At 30.7% G+C, this 16,395-nt stretch carries 15 protein-coding genes; 3 read left to right on the top strand and 12 right to left on the bottom strand.

Features of this window, described 5'->3' with window-relative positions; genetic code table 11:
* The first annotated feature begins 334 nt into the window (after positions 1 to 334).
* Complete coding sequence (locus tag GC105_RS05430) at positions 335 to 868, top strand: DUF2284 domain-containing protein (RefSeq protein ID WP_152802514.1); 534 nt, start codon at positions 335 to 337, stop codon at positions 866 to 868.
* 82 nt (positions 869 to 950) lie between these two features.
* On the opposite strand, the gene GC105_RS05425 is transcribed toward GC105_RS05430, so the two are convergent.
* From GC105_RS05425 to GC105_RS05395, 7 genes are all read right to left on the bottom strand, one after another.
* The gene (locus GC105_RS05425) at positions 951 to 1,280 is read right to left on the bottom strand and encodes a hypothetical protein (RefSeq protein WP_152802512.1); all 330 of its coding nucleotides are present in this window, start codon (positions 1,278 to 1,280) and stop codon (positions 951 to 953) included.
* A gap of 46 nt (positions 1,281 to 1,326) precedes the next feature.
* Complete coding sequence (locus GC105_RS05420) at positions 1,327 to 2,709, bottom strand: FtsW/RodA/SpoVE family cell cycle protein (protein ID WP_152802510.1); 1,383 nt, start codon at positions 2,707 to 2,709, stop codon at positions 1,327 to 1,329.
* Complete coding sequence (locus GC105_RS05415) at positions 2,699 to 3,040, bottom strand: PadR family transcriptional regulator (protein WP_152802508.1); 342 nt, start codon at positions 3,038 to 3,040, stop codon at positions 2,699 to 2,701. Before GC105_RS05415 ends, GC105_RS05420 begins: the two co-directional genes overlap by 11 nt.
* Positions 3,041 to 3,338: 298 nt before the next feature.
* Positions 3,339 to 4,910 carry a hypothetical protein gene (locus tag GC105_RS05410; RefSeq protein WP_152802506.1) on the bottom strand — a complete coding sequence of 524 codons (1,572 nt, stop codon included), beginning with the start codon at positions 4,908 to 4,910 and terminating at the stop codon, positions 3,339 to 3,341.
* On the bottom strand, positions 4,903 to 5,613 hold the full coding sequence (locus GC105_RS05405; RefSeq protein ID WP_152802504.1) for an ABC transporter ATP-binding protein: 711 nt from the start codon (positions 5,611 to 5,613) through the stop codon (positions 4,903 to 4,905). Before GC105_RS05405 ends, GC105_RS05410 begins: the two co-directional genes overlap by 8 nt.
* 61 nt (positions 5,614 to 5,674) lie before the next feature.
* On the bottom strand, positions 5,675 to 7,330 hold the full coding sequence (locus tag GC105_RS05400) for a MutS-related protein (RefSeq protein WP_152802502.1): 1,656 nt from the start codon (positions 7,328 to 7,330) through the stop codon (positions 5,675 to 5,677).
* A gap of 2 nt (positions 7,331 to 7,332) precedes the next feature.
* Positions 7,333 to 7,584, bottom strand: coding sequence for a hypothetical protein (locus GC105_RS05395; RefSeq protein ID WP_152802500.1), 252 nt, complete (start codon positions 7,582 to 7,584; stop codon positions 7,333 to 7,335).
* 333 nt (positions 7,585 to 7,917) lie between these two features.
* Here GC105_RS05395 and GC105_RS05390 point away from each other — a divergent pair, with 333 nt between their 5' ends.
* Positions 7,918 to 8,202: a PTS sugar transporter subunit IIB gene (locus GC105_RS05390; protein ID WP_152802498.1), complete on the top strand. Its 285-nt coding sequence runs from the start codon at positions 7,918 to 7,920 to the stop codon at positions 8,200 to 8,202.
* A 146-nt stretch (positions 8,203 to 8,348) separates the two neighbouring features.
* On the opposite strand, the gene yneA is transcribed toward GC105_RS05390, so the two are convergent.
* Entirely contained in the window at positions 8,349 to 8,654 is a 306-nt protein-coding gene (gene yneA / locus GC105_RS05385) for a cell division suppressor protein YneA (protein WP_152802496.1), read from the bottom strand.
* A gap of 326 nt (positions 8,655 to 8,980) precedes the next feature.
* Between yneA and lexA the strand changes: the two genes are divergently transcribed.
* Positions 8,981 to 9,598: a transcriptional repressor LexA gene (lexA, locus tag GC105_RS05380; protein WP_246169732.1), complete on the top strand. Its 618-nt coding sequence runs from the start codon at positions 8,981 to 8,983 to the stop codon at positions 9,596 to 9,598.
* 17 nt (positions 9,599 to 9,615) lie between these two features.
* Here lexA and GC105_RS05375 read toward each other — a convergent pair whose 3' ends face one another.
* The 4 genes from GC105_RS05375 to mutS all read right to left on the bottom strand — a co-directional run bounded on the left by GC105_RS05375 (position 9,616) and on the right by mutS (position 16,380).
* Positions 9,616 to 10,914: a methionine gamma-lyase family protein gene (locus tag GC105_RS05375; RefSeq protein WP_343029958.1), complete on the bottom strand. Its 1,299-nt coding sequence runs from the start codon at positions 10,912 to 10,914 to the stop codon at positions 9,616 to 9,618.
* Positions 10,865 to 11,854 carry a tRNA (adenosine(37)-N6)-dimethylallyltransferase MiaA gene (gene miaA, locus GC105_RS05370; RefSeq protein WP_152802492.1) on the bottom strand — a complete coding sequence of 330 codons (990 nt, stop codon included), beginning with the start codon at positions 11,852 to 11,854 and terminating at the stop codon, positions 10,865 to 10,867. The genes GC105_RS05375 and miaA overlap by 50 nt, the downstream gene beginning before the upstream one ends.
* A gap of 10 nt (positions 11,855 to 11,864) precedes the next feature.
* Complete coding sequence (gene mutL, locus GC105_RS05365) at positions 11,865 to 13,694, bottom strand: DNA mismatch repair endonuclease MutL (RefSeq protein WP_152802490.1); 1,830 nt, start codon at positions 13,692 to 13,694, stop codon at positions 11,865 to 11,867.
* Positions 13,695 to 13,779: 85 nt separating this feature from the next.
* Positions 13,780 to 16,380 carry a DNA mismatch repair protein MutS gene (gene mutS / locus GC105_RS05360; protein ID WP_152802488.1) on the bottom strand — a complete coding sequence of 867 codons (2,601 nt, stop codon included), beginning with the start codon at positions 16,378 to 16,380 and terminating at the stop codon, positions 13,780 to 13,782.
* Positions 16,381 to 16,395: the final 15 nt, after the last annotated feature.

The following is a 16,395-nucleotide window of genomic DNA, read 5'->3' as shown; positions in this document are numbered from 1 at the left end:
GTTTACCTCCTTTGATTTTAATCACTAGGTTAGGTGTTTAATTTAGCGATTTATTCACTCCTCTGAATGTCAAGATTCCTTTGAGTCGCTATTCTTCCGTCTATATGCTAGATTCACAATATCCAATTATTATATTTTGGGAGGTATCTTGTAAATATTCCTCCCATAGTGCTGTAAATATCACATTAGCATTAACAGTGTAGTTATCACCAGACGAATAGTTCTGTTCTCCATATATTATATTATGGTATAATTAAATAAATCAATTAGTAACGTAAGTAATCTGTTTTTTTGACAAAAGCTAATACAAATACCTTGATAGGAAAATACATAGATGATTACAAAAGAAGTCATTGAAAAGAATATTACTAAATACCCTATATTTGAATATGCATTTTTTGATACATCTGAGCTGGGGTTTTATCCGAATATAAGAACTATATGTAAAAGCGAATGTCCTCAATACGGTAAATCATGGTCTTGTCCTCCTGCCGTTGGAACACTTGAAGAATGTAAAGCAAGATGCGCTAGATATGAGAATGCCTTTATTTTTAGTACTATTTCTGAAGTAAGCGATATTTTAAATATGGACGAGATGCTATCGACTAGAAAAGAACATATACAAATAGTAAATGAGATAAAGAAAAATGTTTTCGAAAAAGAACAAAATATACTCATACTTACAGCGGAATCTTGTGCCTTATGTGATAATTGCACCTATCCTTCACAACCCTGCCGGCATACGGAAAGAATGTATCCTTGTATTGAAAGCCATACAATCATCGTTACAGAAATATGTGAAAATCATAACTTATCTTTTTTAAATGGATACAATACAATAACCTGGTTCTGCCTAATACTATACTAAGACCGGATTTTACCATATATTTTGTAATAATACCTATTGTATTTTTGACTTTCTGAATATATATCCTTTCCTTTCCCCCTACCTAATATGCAATGATACCACTTGCAGGAATATAACCTTTGTTCCAATTCCACCTTATATTTTCTAATTCCTCTTGCACATCTTTGGGAAATTTCGTGTATACGTCTTTATCTAAGATACTTAATGCTATAGAAGCAGAAATTTTTTTATCTGTATAATCGTCTAATTGATCCATATTAGCAATTGCAAAGTTCAGATATACAACTCTGTTTTTTTCATCAAGAGTAAATACTTGTGCTTTGTTGTCTATTTCATCATTTGCTGGTATAGAACAAGATGATAAAATAATAATAAAGAAAATTGCTAGATACAATATCATTAATTTTTTCACTTTAACAATCTCCCTTCTCATTACAGGTTACAATATGTACGTTGTTTTACTTTGTTGTTTTACTTTTTAAGTTGATATGAATAGTACCATTATCATATTGTATAAATGGTACTATTCCCACTAATATACCCTTCTTATCTCTCACATAATCACCTGTACGAAATACTGAAAGAAGTAAACCAAGAAGAAACATATTTACAACTAAGTACTTACCCCCATATGAGAGTAATGGAAATGATAAGGGTGTAAATATCATTAATCCTAAATTAGCAAATATATATATAATACATTGTACCATCATGGTTGTAATAATTGATAAGGAAGTTAAATAACCTAATACACTCTTTTGTTTTGCCGTAATAATAAAACCACGTATAATCAGAGCTGCAAATAGTAGTAAAATACCAGCAAACACAATCCAACCAAAGTTATATACGCTATATGTAAGTATAAAATCAGTATGAATAGCAGGCATACTTTCAGCAATTTGGATAGTTTCTTGTCCAATGGGTGAACCTGTACCAATTATTTTTGAATTGGATAGGAGTGTATGAATCTGTGTTGTAATCCAATTCACACCTCCCATAGATTTATCGTTTAAAAAAAATATCTTTATCCTTTCACCACGATAACTAAATATAGTAAAATAATACACTAATGAGATAAAAGCAAACAAAGTTGGCAAGTAGATAAAAAGTAGTCCTAAAAGTTTTTTAACTTTGAACCATCCTTTTACAACTGCAGCTGTCAATATAGTGAGACAGGAAATATATAATAGTAAAAGTGTACTCATACTTGGTGATACGAATGCAATACTAGCAGGTATAAGAAATGCAACACTACATATAAAAATCCCTATATAACCTTTATTTCTCATACTATATACTAAACCAGCATACACCGTTGGGAATAATAGCAATGGATATATAGTATCTGTAATAGCTCCATTTACACGATTTCCTTCAATAATATAATAGACATTTAAGATAAACAAAAATGAAAATATGATTTTAGGATACTTCCCTATAATGGTAAAATCAAATAAATAAGCAATAAAAAATATTGGTATACCGATTAAAATTCCTAGTAACTGCCCGTAAATATTATTACTACTTAGATCATTGTTGCGAAACAAATACAGTTGAATAAGGATTCCTAATATAAAGAGACTGCTGATAAGTAATAGAATTGCCCAATCAGGCTTTGGTTTATGAATACTGTTAAACTGTTCTCCAACCACTATAGGGTCTCCCATTTCTTTAATTGCTTTATCAAGGGCTTTGTCTTCATTCAACCCATCTTGAATGAATGCATTTTTCTGGTCTGCAATATGATTTTCAACTTCTTCTATTACTACAGGCTGTGCTTTTTTCCACCTTATTTGTTGGCGTACTGATTCTATAAATTCTGATGTTTTATCAATAGGCAAAGCTTACTCCCCCTATAATATCGTTTATTGTTGCAGCATATATTTGCCATTCATCTTTTTTATCCTGTAATGCTTGCTTTCCCGCTTTTGTGATACTATAATATTTTCTTATCCTAGAATTATTAGCCTCTTCATCATATGAATTTACAAATCCCTTTTTCTCCATAGTGTGGAGTAGTGGATATAAAGTACCAGCTTTTAACTCGAATACATTTTTTGATTTCTTCTTTAACTCCTCTATCATTTGATAGCCATACATGTCTTCTTGCTCTAAGAGTTTTAACAAAAGCATCGTAGTACCTCCAGTTAAAAGACTTTTATCAATAGCCATAGTTTACCTCCTATATATAGATTGTCTATATATATTATATGTAGATAATCTATATATGTCAAGATACAATTGAGAGTTCTTTTTCTGTCTTATATTATTTCTAGAAGTGTACTCTATAGGGTAAAAGCTTACTAATAACCACAAGAAACGCGCTTTGCGAGTTTCTCGCGGTTACGCAGTAGTCGCCAAACGTCTGCAAGCAGCCACTTGGCTCTTTACTTCGCGATAATAAAAAAAAGACGACTTTTTAGAATAGACTAAAAGTCGTCTTTTTTAACTGTATCCTACTTAACATAACTTATTTTACTCTAAAAGTCTTAGGCGCTTTAGTATATACGACAACGAGTGCGACAATAGTATACAGCACTGAAAACAATATTATTATCGGCAGCAAAACTGTTTGTGGGGATTCAACCCCTATCATAATCCAACAAAGGAAATAAACTATTCCTTTTAGCACTCCATACATAGGACTCTTGGTTTTAAGGTCTTCTGTATATGGTTGAAAAATGTAATAGATAAAAAGGTAATGAACAGTAAAAAACAACCCTAATACTATAGTCATAATTGTGACAAGAACCATTGCCATAAGTGCATCTGATGCAAAAACACTCGTTAGTAAAATTAAACCTACTGAGATTGTTAATGTAATAATTGCATTTATCAGGGCAACATCACGAAGCCTTAAACTAAACATCTTTAGCAATGCCTTTTTCTCTTTGTAAAAGCCGAAGCGCATAAGACTAAAATCACAGTTTAAAAACATTGCTCGTGTTACTTTTTCGGAATTACAAAGCATATAAAGCAAGAATGGAAACATTGTATATTGATTAATAACTATATTAATACCTTCTTTTACATGACTACTATTAAACAAAAGCCCATAAATCAAAGCAAAAATGAAAATTAATGTGCAAACTGCACTCTTTATTAGAGCTGGTTTTATTAAAATACGACGATGTCTTCTGAAAAAAATAGTGTTTAGCAAAGAATAACCAGTCTTTTCATTCGTCTCGCTTATACTTAAGTCTGAATTTTTTAACTCGACATTAGAAAAAGTTACAGCACCAGGGTTTAACATCACATCGTAATACTCCTTACGTGCTACCATTGCAAATGCTTCATTGTAATGATCATAATTTAAAATATAGTACCAAGACAAGCCAGTTAATCCTGTAATAAAAATTATTGAGATATAATGAGTTAAGATATCACCATAAATTCCTACTTTTAGAAGTACACCTGCACAAATAAGAATTATCAAAATTAATACTATCATATAAGCTGTACTCAAACTTGGCGCTTTACCTTTCTCTTTATAAAGCCATAAATATCCTGCCTCACCTATTAATTGACCACCAAGACATAACAAGCTTATTATAATTGCAGATAAAATGCTAATATCAAAAATCGGTAATATCAAAATAAAAATAAGTGTACGTCCAAAACATTGAATCAATCTACTAATTAAACTTAAGCTTAGACCTAAATTCGTGGGATTGGCTTTAAATACACATATATTATAAAAGTTACTTACCTCCTTAGAAAGGACCTTTGGAACTATTAGCCCAAAACAAAAATAAAAGAAAAATATGGCAACTTGGAATCCTTCTTGCATGATGGTAAAATCACCTAATAATAAAAACATAATAAGTACCACAACTCCAAGAGACATAGCACTTTTAAATATCGCTATTATAAAAGATAATACGAATGATATACCTCCAATGAATGTCTTTAAATTTGGATAATCAAAAGTATCACTACGAAATATTTTTTTTATAAAGGGGATTTTTCTGAAGAAGTATATGTACCCGTTAATTGTTTTAGCTGTTCCCATTTTTGAGAGCCAATGATAAGTCTTAAACATCTTCTACCTCCCTAAGAATGTCTACAACCTCTGCTTCAAAATTCGGATCTTTAAGCATTTCATGGTCAATTAGACGTAATGCACCATTATGTAGTACTACTATCTCATCGCAAAGATCCATGGCCAATTGTAGCATATGAGTTGAAAATAAAATAATATGATCAGACCTAATAGAACGGATGAGATTCTTAATCTCTGATGCAACTACTACATCTAGACTAGTTAAAGGCTCATCCATTAATATAACCATTGGGCTAGCAATTAAAAACATCATCATCTGTAGTTTATTTTTCATTCCATGTGAATAACCTTTTACTAAACGGTGTCGATCTGCTTCATCTAGTTGAATCATATCGAAGTAATCATCAATAGTTTTCGTAGAATCAACACGTTGTTCATTAATATCCCAGAAAAATTTAATAAACTCATAACCTGTTAAAAACCCTGGGAGAATCGGCGTTGAGTACATATAAGAATAATCTTCAGTAGACAATTCTCGCTCACTACCATCTTCTTCAATAAGTAGACTCATACCTTCGTCTTGTTCTAATTCTTTTGCTACAATATTAAAAAGTGTCGTCTTCCCTGCACCATTTCTACCTAATAAGGCATAAATTTTTCCTTGATCAAATTCAAAATCGATATTCTTGAGTACTCTTTTTTCACCAAAATTTTTAGTAATTGATATTAATTTTAATTTCATATATCCTCCTTGTAAAATTCATCTTATAATATCCATAAAGTCTAGACCGAACTTATATTGACTATATCATGGCTTTTAGCATAGCTTTAGATCTACTGATTATTTCTTCATTAAAATCAAAAATTCTCAGTAACTCGATAGCATTAGTATCTAGTGACTTTCCATCTTTAATTCGATAATCAAAGTAAATATCATTATTAGTAATTTCACTTTGAAAATGATAATTATCCATCTTTTCTTTTAATAAATCTGTAAGTTCTATATCGTGAGTTGCAGCGTACACATAACTATAATTACTTAAATAGTCTAAAATTTGATATGCCCCTACTATTCTCTCTTTTGTATTAGTACCCTTTAGCAACTCATCTACTATACACAGCACCTTTCCGTCTTCTTTTTTCACTTCATCTAAGATTCGTTTAACGGCTTTTATTTCTGCAATATAGTAACTTTCATTTTGTAAAATATTATCTTTTACACTCATAGCCGTACATACTTTTACTAATTTAGATTCATAAGAAGTAGCTAATACCGTGTAAAAAGTTTGTGCAAAGATTTGATTTATTCCTATAGTCTTAAGAAAAGTAGACTTTCCAGAAGCATTTGCACCTGTGATTAGAATAGACTGCGATTTATTCAATGTATTTTTTTCTGGTTTTGTCAATAACGGATGATACGCTTTTTCAAATCTCAGGAAATCATCCTCCTTAGTATGAATAATTGGCGTAGTATACTCTTCTAACCCTGATCTATATGATGCTAGGGATATTAATGCATCTAACTCTCCTAAAACTTCAAATATTTCTTTTATATATATTTTCTTGTCAGATATTAGTCGAATCATTTTACTGTACATAAATAAGTCAAATAAAGTTATAATGCGTAAGTAATCAAAGATAGCTCCAAAGAGATCTTCCGAAGCATTCGAAGGATAAAGGAATTTAAACCGTATACTACTTAAGATCTTTGCATTATTATATAAGTCTATTAACTGACTTTGAACATCTTTATCAGTAATATAGGGAATACATTTTTTTGAAGTAACAATTAGATTTACTACATATTTAATAGAGCTTATATTATTTTCAATCTGTTTGCGGGAACTATAATGAATCAACATATTAAGTGGAAATATGGTAAAAAGAAATATTAATCCTATCTCAGGATATATTAAAATAGAAATCAGCCAAAGTATAGATATGATTGAAAGAATTCTAATTAGAAGTATAGGGGTCCCACGATAGTCTTTCATAGTGCCATATACGATATCTGATATAGACATACTTCTTTTTTTGTCCAGTTTCTGTAATGTTTTTTGAAGAGCTATACGATTTTGTGCATCTAATTCGAATTCTTCCATTTTAATATTACGTTTTTTTAATGTATCTTGGTTAAAAATAGGCGTACGGAGCAAATAATAGAGATATTCTTCTCCAACACTGCTCATGGTATGATTTAACTTCTTATAAATCTCATCAAATTCTAAATCATTCCACGTAATATCATCAATGTAGAATTTGTCAGACATCTTATGATTAAAGAAAGTAGCTATATTTTCAAAATCACCTTCATGGTATTTTTCGTAATCTCCTATCCCCCAAGTATCTATTAGCTTTTTTACACTTTTTTTATTATTAGTCCATTTATTATACCTATCATAGATAATAAAACAAGCAACTATGAAACTAAACAAATAAATAGTATAGTAATCCCCCAAAATTAGTCCTCCGTCTCTATTATATCTCTGTCTATTTTTTGACTCACCCAATCCAAAAACATATCCTCTTCTTCCTCTGAAAAGTCATGGTCTACCCCATCTTGTATATCTTCGATTTCTATAACTTTATAATCCGAATCTATTTCAATGCAATTACAACAGTTATCACATATTTTTTCTTTATCTGTATCACATAATTCACACGCGCCGCATTCATTGCACTCTTTATATTCTTGAAGTTCACAATTTTTCATTTTTATCACCATTTCACCTTTAGTATAATTAGAGAATAATTACATTATTATCTAGTTATTCTACCACGAAAGCATCATTTATAAAAGTTCTTCATAAAAAAAACAACAATTTTATACATTTGTTGTTTTCATAAGTCTATATAAATTAGTTATAATAGCAACTTTATTCTACCAGATTTCACCTCAGCAGCTTTAGTGACCGTCGTTGGCACTTGCTCCTTAAGAAGTGAGAAGTATTTTACATCATTTATGTTATAGTGAATATTAATTATATAGTAGGGTATATGTTATATATTAATAAGTTAATCAAATTTTAAAGGAGATGTATAAAAAATGGCTAAGAAAATTTTAGTTGCTTGTGGTACTGCAATTGCAACTTCTACAGTAGTAGCAAAAAAGATAGAAAAAATTTGTAAAGAACAAGGTATAGCTTGTATGACAGTCCAATGTAAAGCGACTGAAGCTTTATCTAAGGTAAAAACATTAAAACCAGATGTTCTAGTTAGTACTACACAAATCATTGGAGACCCGGGAATACCTGTAATTAATGGAAGATCTTTTCTAACAGGCGTAAATCACCAAGCTACTATTGACGAACTACTGGCAGCATTAAAATAATAGTTTAAAGCAAGTATACTTGGTAAGAGTATATTCTTTAAAAATAATCTCTGCTACTATTACTAAAGCAATTAGTGTTAAAACTAGTTGCTTTTATATTGTACTCGCGAGTTGTGTTTTTCTTGATTATATTTAAGCTTTTAGGACTAATTGTTTTGTAATGTTGGTATCTTTATAGTTTGTCCTGGATATATATGATCACTGCCACCTATATTATTTGCCTCAGATATACGATATACGACTTCTCTAATATCTATACTTTCATTTGATACTAAGTCAGCAATTTTCCAAATTGTATCTCCTTTTTCAACAATATAATCTTTATATTCTAAATTTTCACTTCCAGATACAGTATTAAAAGTTAACATCAAAACACATGAAATAGAAACTATCAAGATGCACAAAGCAATGGTAAATCTGGTTTTATCAACTATCACTATTCTTTTTCTCATAGTAACCCTCCTTGGGAACGTTTGTTCTATTTACATTCTACAAGAACACACGTTCCATGTCAAGTTTTTTGCGAACATTTGTTTGTTTTTTGGTAATCCTTATGATATACTTGTTTGCAAGCAATAGATAAGTCGGTGTACGCGACTGAACTTTTTGATTTCTGTCAAGTGACTACTGGCTTTCTCCATAATACACCTACACAGATTAGCTGGTCGAATTTATATTGTTTTTCTGTACATAAAGAATGATAACCTGTAGTTATTTATCCCGCATTAACAAAAATATAGTTTCACTTTATTATAATATACAAGAGGAGGTTATTTTATTGCCTGAAGATATAAGCAAAAAACAAAGAGAAATTTATGAATTTATAAACGACGAGTTACACACTAGAGGATATCCTCCATCTGTTAGAGAGATATGTAGTGCAGTTAACTTAAAATCCACCTCTACAGTTCATGGACACTTAGAAAAATTGCAAACAAAAGGATATATCAAAAGAGATCCAACTAAACCAAGGGCGATTGAGGTTGTAAACAGAAATAAGAGCCAAAAAAGAACAAGAGAAATAGTTGAAGTACCAATTATCGGCCAAGTGACAGCAGGCCAACCTATATTAGCTGTTGAAAATATTGAAGATACCTTCCCTTTGCCTGTTGACTTTATTAGTAATAAAGAATGTTACATACTAAATATAAAAGGCTCTAGTATGATTGATGCTGGAATATTAGACGGAGATTATGTAATCGTAGAAAAGCAAAACACTGCAATAAATGGTGATATTGTAGTGGCTCTCGTAGACAATGAAGAAGCTACTGTTAAAAGATTCTTTAAAGAAGATAAACGCATTAGATTACAACCAGAAAATTCTACAATGGAACCAATTTATAGAGATGATGTAGCTATTTTAGGTAAAGTTGCTGGAGTTATAAGGCGATTCTAATTAAAACACAGAATTTATTAATCTAGATTAATAAATTCTGTGTTTTTAAGTTCTTGTAGGGCTATATATATTCCTAATTTACCATGATCATGAGTCAACCCACCTTGTAAATAGGCTATATATGGTTCTCTCATAGGAGCATCAGCACTTAGCTCGATAGATGACCCTTGTATAAAAGATCCCGCTGCCATAATAATTTTGCTATCATATCCTGGCATATCCCAAGGTTCTGGTACTAGGAATGAATCAACAGGAGCAGCTTTTTGAATTCCTTTACAGAAATCCATAACAGCTTTTGGATCTTGAAATTTAATACCTTGTATAATGTCACTTCTATAGTCATCAGACTTAGGACATACTTCAAATCCTAGATCCTCAAATATTCTTGCAGCTAAAATAGCAGTTTTTATTGCTTCTGAAACAACATGAGGTGCTAAAAATAATCCTTGTAAGTAAGTTCTATTTATACCTAATGTTGCTCCCGTTTCTTTTGCTATACCTGGAGCAGATAATCTACAGGCAGCTTTATACACTAATTCTTTCTTGCCAACTATATATCCTCCAACAGGAGCTAATCCACCACCAGGGTTCTTTATAAGTGAGCCTGCAATTAAATCTGCTCCAACGTCTGTTGGTTCACAATAATCCATAAATTCGCCATAACAATTGTCTACCATTACAATGATTTTTTTATTGATTTTTTTAATATAATTTATAAACACTTTTATTTCTTGGATACTCAGAGCTTTTCTCCATTCGTAGCCAGTTGACCTTTGTATGTATATCATCTTTGTTTTAGGATTCAAAGATTGTTCTATTTTTTTTGTGTCAATTTTGCCGTTCAATAGTTCTATTTGATTATAAGTAATGCCATAATCATACAAAGTTCCTAAGTCTTTATCTGATTTGTCACTACCAATAATAGTCTTGATAGTATCATAAGGATTTCCTGTAACTGAAATCATTTCATCTCCAGGTCTTAAAACTCCATATAGACATAATGATATTGCATGAGTACCTGACGTAATCTGTGGTCTCACTAATGCATCTTCAGAGTTAAATACTAGGGAATATACCTGTTCAACACCTTCCCTACCTTCATCATCATATCCATATCCAGTTGATACCTGAAAATGACGTTCACTAATTCTAGCTTTTTGCATAGCATGTGTAACTTTAATCTGATTATGCTCTCTAATACAATTAATTTCTTTATAATAGCTTAGAATTTTTTCTTCGTTTTTATTACATAACATTACTATACTATCATCTATTCCGTATGCATTCTTCATCATTTCTAGCGTTTCTTTTCTCACATATTATCTCCTTACTTCTTAAATAAGCTATCATATCTAGTTCCATTACTTCTTTGTCTTTATAATCTTCTATATTAAACCATTTAATTCTATTATCTCTTCTAAACCACGTTAACTGTCGCTTTGCAAAATGCCTAGTATCTCTTTTCAAAATTTCGATAGCTTCTTCAAAAGAATACTCACCTTTTATATACTTTATAATCTCCTTATATCCAAGACCTTGCATACTTACAAGGGATTCACTATATCCTGTGTCTAAAAGAGATTGCACTTCTTCTACAAGGCCTGATTTTATCATTATATCTATTCGTAATTCTATCCTAGAATACAGAGTATCTCTATTCAAATTGATACCCATAATAATGGGATTGTACTTTAATTGTTCTTTCATAGATTCTAAGTCAAACTGTGATTTGGGTTTGCCAGTTTCTTTATATACTTCTAAAGCACGTACAACTCGCTTTACATTATTAGGATGAATAGCGTGAGCAGAAATTTCATCAACTTTCCTAAGCATATTGTGTAAATAGTCATTTCCTTTTTCTTTAGCTATATTTTCAAATTCTATACGTAACTCGTGGTTTGGCTCAGTTTTAGTGAAGTTCCAAGGCTGTACTAAAGCATTAATATACAAACCTGTACCTCCAACAATAAGAGGTTTTTTATTACGGGATAATATATCATTTATATAAACTTCACTTTTTTCACGAAAGTTTGCTACTGAAAACTCTTGACTAGGATCTATTTCATCAATGAGGTAATGTGGTACTCCACTCATCTCATCAACCGTTGGTTTTGCAGTACCTATATTCATATACTTGTATATTTGCATAGAATCTGCTGAAATAATTTCAGCATCTATTTTTTTAGCTATTCGAACTCCCATATCTGTCTTTCCCGAAGCAGTGGGTCCTACTATTACAGTTATATTATCTAACATAGCTCACCTACTAAATTCTTTTAAATTTTTTCTCAAACTCATTTTTGGTCATCCGTACATATGTAGGTCTACCGTGGGGACATGTATAGGGATAATCGCATAAAGTAAGCTGTTCTATAAGTGAATCTATTTCCTTATAGCTTAATTTTTCATTTGCTTTAATAGCTTTCTTACAAGAACTTCTTATTATCATTTCTTCAAATTTAGCTATATTTGAAGAGTCTATTTTTGTATCTATATCCTCTATAATATCAATAAGCAATTTATGGTCTTGGGTTTTATTTAAAAATATCGGTACTCCTCGAATACAAATAGTATTATCACCAAACTCTTCAAGTTCAAATCCTACTTTATAAAAAAGTTGTTGATTGCTAATAAGTAGTTGATATTCACTTGGTGACAACTTAATATTTACTGGAATAATTTGCTGGGTTACCATGCTACCATTTTTCACTTTTATAGTTATATCTTCAAATAGTATCCTTTCATGAGCTGCATGTTGATCTACTATGAGAATAAAATCTTTTCCTTCAAATAAGATATAAGTAAAGAAAATCTGTCCAATATAAGTAGTATCGTTAAAATCTTGTAAAATTTTACTAACATCTTTGCTTATATCAAGATTTGATTGGAATTTACTTATAATCTGTTCATCTTTAGGATTTACATTTTTATTTACTTGCTTTGGATTTTGTGTTTGTGTTTGTGTTTGTGTTTGTGTTTGTGTTTGTGTTTGTGTTTGCGTGACTATTGTGTTAGTAGAATAACTAGTGATTGGAGTTATTTTTTCCTGTACATACTCATCTAGTAGAATTTGCGCTGTATTGTTTTTAATCTGGTGACTAATATTTACAGAACTGCTTTCTCTTACTTTCTTTTTTATTCCGTCCTTAATCAACAGTAAAACTAAGCTTTCATTCAATATCTTAATTTTAGTTTTAGAAGGATGAACATTTACATCTAACATGTGAGGAGGAATAGATATATTCAATATAAAAACAGGATGTTGATTAATCATTATCATATTTTCATAGGCTTCTTCTATAGCTTTTGCAATTTTATTATCCTGTACAAATCTATTATTAATAAAAATATATTGATGTTTTCTATTATTTCTAGTGTAACTTGGTTTACCTATATAACCAGTGATTAATAATGGTTTGTTTTCATATTTTATGTCAATTACATTATTACCAAATTCATTGCCAAAAATACTGAATATACAGTTATGAAGATTATTGTCTCCTGGAGTTCTAATAGTATGTCTACCATCTACATTTAATGAAAACGAAACATTCGGATGTGATAGTGCTAAATTTTCTACTAATTGGATTATATCTTTAGATAGATCATTTCCTTTTTTCATATGCTTTAGCCTAGCAGGTATATTATAAAATAAGTCCTCTACTCTTATTGAAGTTCCGCGACTAAAACTTCTTTTTTGGACCTGTCTTTGTTCACCACAAAGTTTCACTAAACTTCCTATATTTTCTTGTCGTGACATTGTCTTCATTGTTATTTTCGAAATAGCTGCGATGCTCGATAATGCCTCTCCCCGAAACCCTAAACTTGTAAGCTCATTAAGATCATCAAGTTTATTAATCTTACTAGTAGCATGTCTATCAAAGGCTAGGTAGACTTCATCAACTAGAATGCCATCTCCATTATCGGTTATTGTCATAGATTTTTTACCACCATCTACAACATCAATATCAATACGTGTACTGTGAGCATCTAAACTATTTTCAATTAGCTCTTTAATAACAGCAGTAGGGTCTGTAATAACCTCTCCAGCTGCAATCTTATCTGCTGTATCCTTATCAAGGACTCTTATAGCCATAAATCCACCTCATTAACGAATATATGCTACTATACTTATGTACATTCACTTTGACTAACACCCCTATACTCCCACATTCACTTCATTACAGTCTTTTTTTTAATTCGTATATGTAATTCATCACTTCCATAGGAGTCATATCATCGATTGGTAGTTTCTTTAATTCTTCTATTATTAACTTATCACTATAATTAAATAAGTTTATTTCATTTTCCAAATTTGTTTTTGGTAGATAACCTTCTACTATTTCCTCATTATTTTCAAGTTTGCTCAAAATTTCTCTTGCCCTCTTAACAACTTGGTCTGGTAGACCTGCTAACTTTGCAACTTCTATACCATAACTTTGGTCAGCGCTACCAGGAATTATCTTTCTTAAAAAGATAACTCCTTCTTCACTTTCTTGAACTTTAATACAATAATTTTTTACTCCACTTAGTATATTTTCTAATTGAGTCAATTCATGATAATGTGTAGCAAACAAGGCCTTAGCTCCTAGAATTTCTTTGTTGTGTAGGTATTCTACAACAGACCAAGCAATACTTAAACCATCAAAGGTACTAGTTCCTCTACCTATTTCATCTAATATTATTAAGCTTTTTGAAGTTGCATTTTTTAAAATATTAGAGACTTCGCTCATCTCTACCATAAATGTGCTATGTCCTAATGCTAAATCATCAGATGCTCCAACTCTAGTAAATATTCTATCAACAACACCTAGTATTGCTTCTTGTGCAGGAACATAACAGCCTATTTGTGCCATTAAAGTAATAATGGCAACTTGCCTAATAAATGTAGATTTTCCTGCCATATTAGGTCCAGTTATTACTAGCATTGTAGCATCCACGCAATTTAATTCACAAGAGTTAGGAACAAACTCTTGTTCAGATAACATGTTTTCTACAACAGGATGCCTACCTTCACTAATAATAATTTCATCACCTGAGTTTATTATAGGCTTAATATAATTATTTTTATAACTTACTATTGCAAATGAATATAGTACATCTATTACACTTATATTTTCTGCAGTCTGTTTTATTCTTTGTACATAGTTTAACACTTCTTTTCTAATACTTTGAAAAATTTCATATTCTAAGTTAATAATTTTATCTTCAGCATTTAGTATCTTACTCTCTATATCCTTTAACTCATCTGTATAATATCTTTCAGAGTTTGCCAATGTTTGTTTTCTAATATAGTGATTTGGAACAGAGTGTAAATTACTCTTCGTTACATCAATGTAATATCCAAAAATTTTATTATACTTTATCTTCAGTGACTTAATACCAGTCTTTTCGCGCTCTTGGATTTCTAGGTTAATTATTAAATCTTTTCCCGATACAGTAATATTACGATAATAATCAACCTCGTCATTATAACCATCTCGTATAAGATTACCATCTTTTACACTAACAGGTGTCTCAGGGTGAATACTTTTTTCAATTAACTGCACTACTTCACTTATTGGATCTAAATCATTATTTAATTTTTCTATGTAGTCACTATTGCACTTTAATAATATTCCTTTTACTTTTGGTATGATATCTAGAGAGTACTTCAATGATAGAAAATCTCTCCCATTACAATTTCCAAAGGATATTTTGCTAATCAACCTTTCTAAATCGTAAATTTTCTTTAGATTTTCACCTAAACTAATTTGAATAGACATGTTTTCTAGGATAGCTTCTATCGCACCTAATCTACCATTAATTTGATCCACATCTACAAGTGGTTGATTAATCCAACTTTTCATTTTTCGACCACCCATAGATGTTTGAGTGTGATCTAATACATCTAGAAGGCTACCCTTTCTCTCACTTGTGCGCATGTTTTCTGTTAATTCTAGGTTCCTTCTAGTGGAGATATCAATCGCCATATAATCATCGACTAAATATTTCTTAATTTTATCAATATGTGTTAATACTCGCATCTGCGTTTCATTTAAATAAGTAATAAGCGCTCCACTTGCTTTTATAGATAATTCATCATCTTGTAAACCAAGTGAAGTCATTGAGTATACTTTAAACTGATCTTCTAATATTTCTTGACATCTTTCCAAGTTAAAATATTTATTTGGGAGTATATTTGAGTAACAATGAAATCTTTTTTCAATATTGTCAATCAACCATTTTTCCTTGAAAAGAACTGTATTTATAATAATTTCTGAAGGATTATACTTTGCAATTTCATCTAGTAATTTTTCTTTTGGATCTTTACAAGCTACCACTTGAGAAGTATAGAATTCTCCTGTAGACACGTCTACTATAGCTAATCCAAATCCTGTCATATTATAATAAATACTCATTAAATAATTATTATTTTTATTTTTTAACATTTTGCCATCTGAAATCGTACCAGGTGAAATTATCCTAGCTATTTCTCTCTTTACTATGCCTTTTGTTTGTTTTGGATCTTCTACTTGTTCACAAATTGCTACTTTATATCCTTTTTCTATTAATCTAGCAATATAATTTTCAGCAGCATGATAAGGCACACCACACATAGGAGCCTTTTCATCTAACCCACAATCTCTACCTGTCAAAGTTATCTCTAATTCGCGAGAAGCAGTCAATGCATCGTCAAAAAACATCTCATAGAAATCACCTAATCTAAAAAATAGAATGGCATCTTTAACTTTATTATGGATATCTAAATACTGCTTCATCATGGGTGTTAGCTGTGCCATATACATCTCCCTTTC

Origin of the sequence: Alkalibaculum sporogenes, assembly GCF_009362815.1 — a bacterium.
GTDB classification, from domain to species: domain Bacteria; phylum Bacillota; class Clostridia; order Eubacteriales; family Alkalibacteraceae; genus Alkalibaculum_A; species Alkalibaculum_A sporogenes.
This window is presented reverse-complemented; position numbering and strand designations above follow the sequence as displayed.

Excerpts from the sequence above, each read along its gene's own strand:
- yneA (WP_152802496.1), bottom strand. The coding sequence starts at position 8,654 with ATGAGAAAAAGAATAGTGATAGTTGATAAAACCAGATTTACCATTGCT.
- GC105_RS05395 (WP_152802500.1), bottom strand. The coding sequence starts at position 7,584 with ATGAAAAATTGTGAACTTCAAGAATATAAAGAGTGCAATGAATGCGGC.
- GC105_RS05410 (WP_152802506.1), bottom strand. The coding sequence starts at position 4,910 with ATGTTTAAGACTTATCATTGGCTCTCAAAAATGGGAACAGCTAAAACA.
- GC105_RS05405 (WP_152802504.1), bottom strand. The coding sequence starts at position 5,613 with ATGAAATTAAAATTAATATCAATTACTAAAAATTTTGGTGAAAAAAGA.
- GC105_RS05430 (WP_152802514.1), top strand. The coding sequence starts at position 335 with ATGATTACAAAAGAAGTCATTGAAAAGAATATTACTAAATACCCTATA.
- miaA (WP_152802492.1), bottom strand. The coding sequence starts at position 11,854 with ATGTTAGATAATATAACTGTAATAGTAGGACCCACTGCTTCGGGAAAG.
- mutS (WP_152802488.1), bottom strand. The coding sequence starts at position 16,380 with ATGGCACAGCTAACACCCATGATGAAGCAGTATTTAGATATCCATAAT.
- mutL (WP_152802490.1), bottom strand. The coding sequence starts at position 13,694 with ATGGCTATAAGAGTCCTTGATAAGGATACAGCAGATAAGATTGCAGCT.
- GC105_RS05390 (WP_152802498.1), top strand. The coding sequence starts at position 7,918 with ATGGCTAAGAAAATTTTAGTTGCTTGTGGTACTGCAATTGCAACTTCT.
- GC105_RS05415 (WP_152802508.1), bottom strand. The coding sequence starts at position 3,040 with ATGGCTATTGATAAAAGTCTTTTAACTGGAGGTACTACGATGCTTTTG.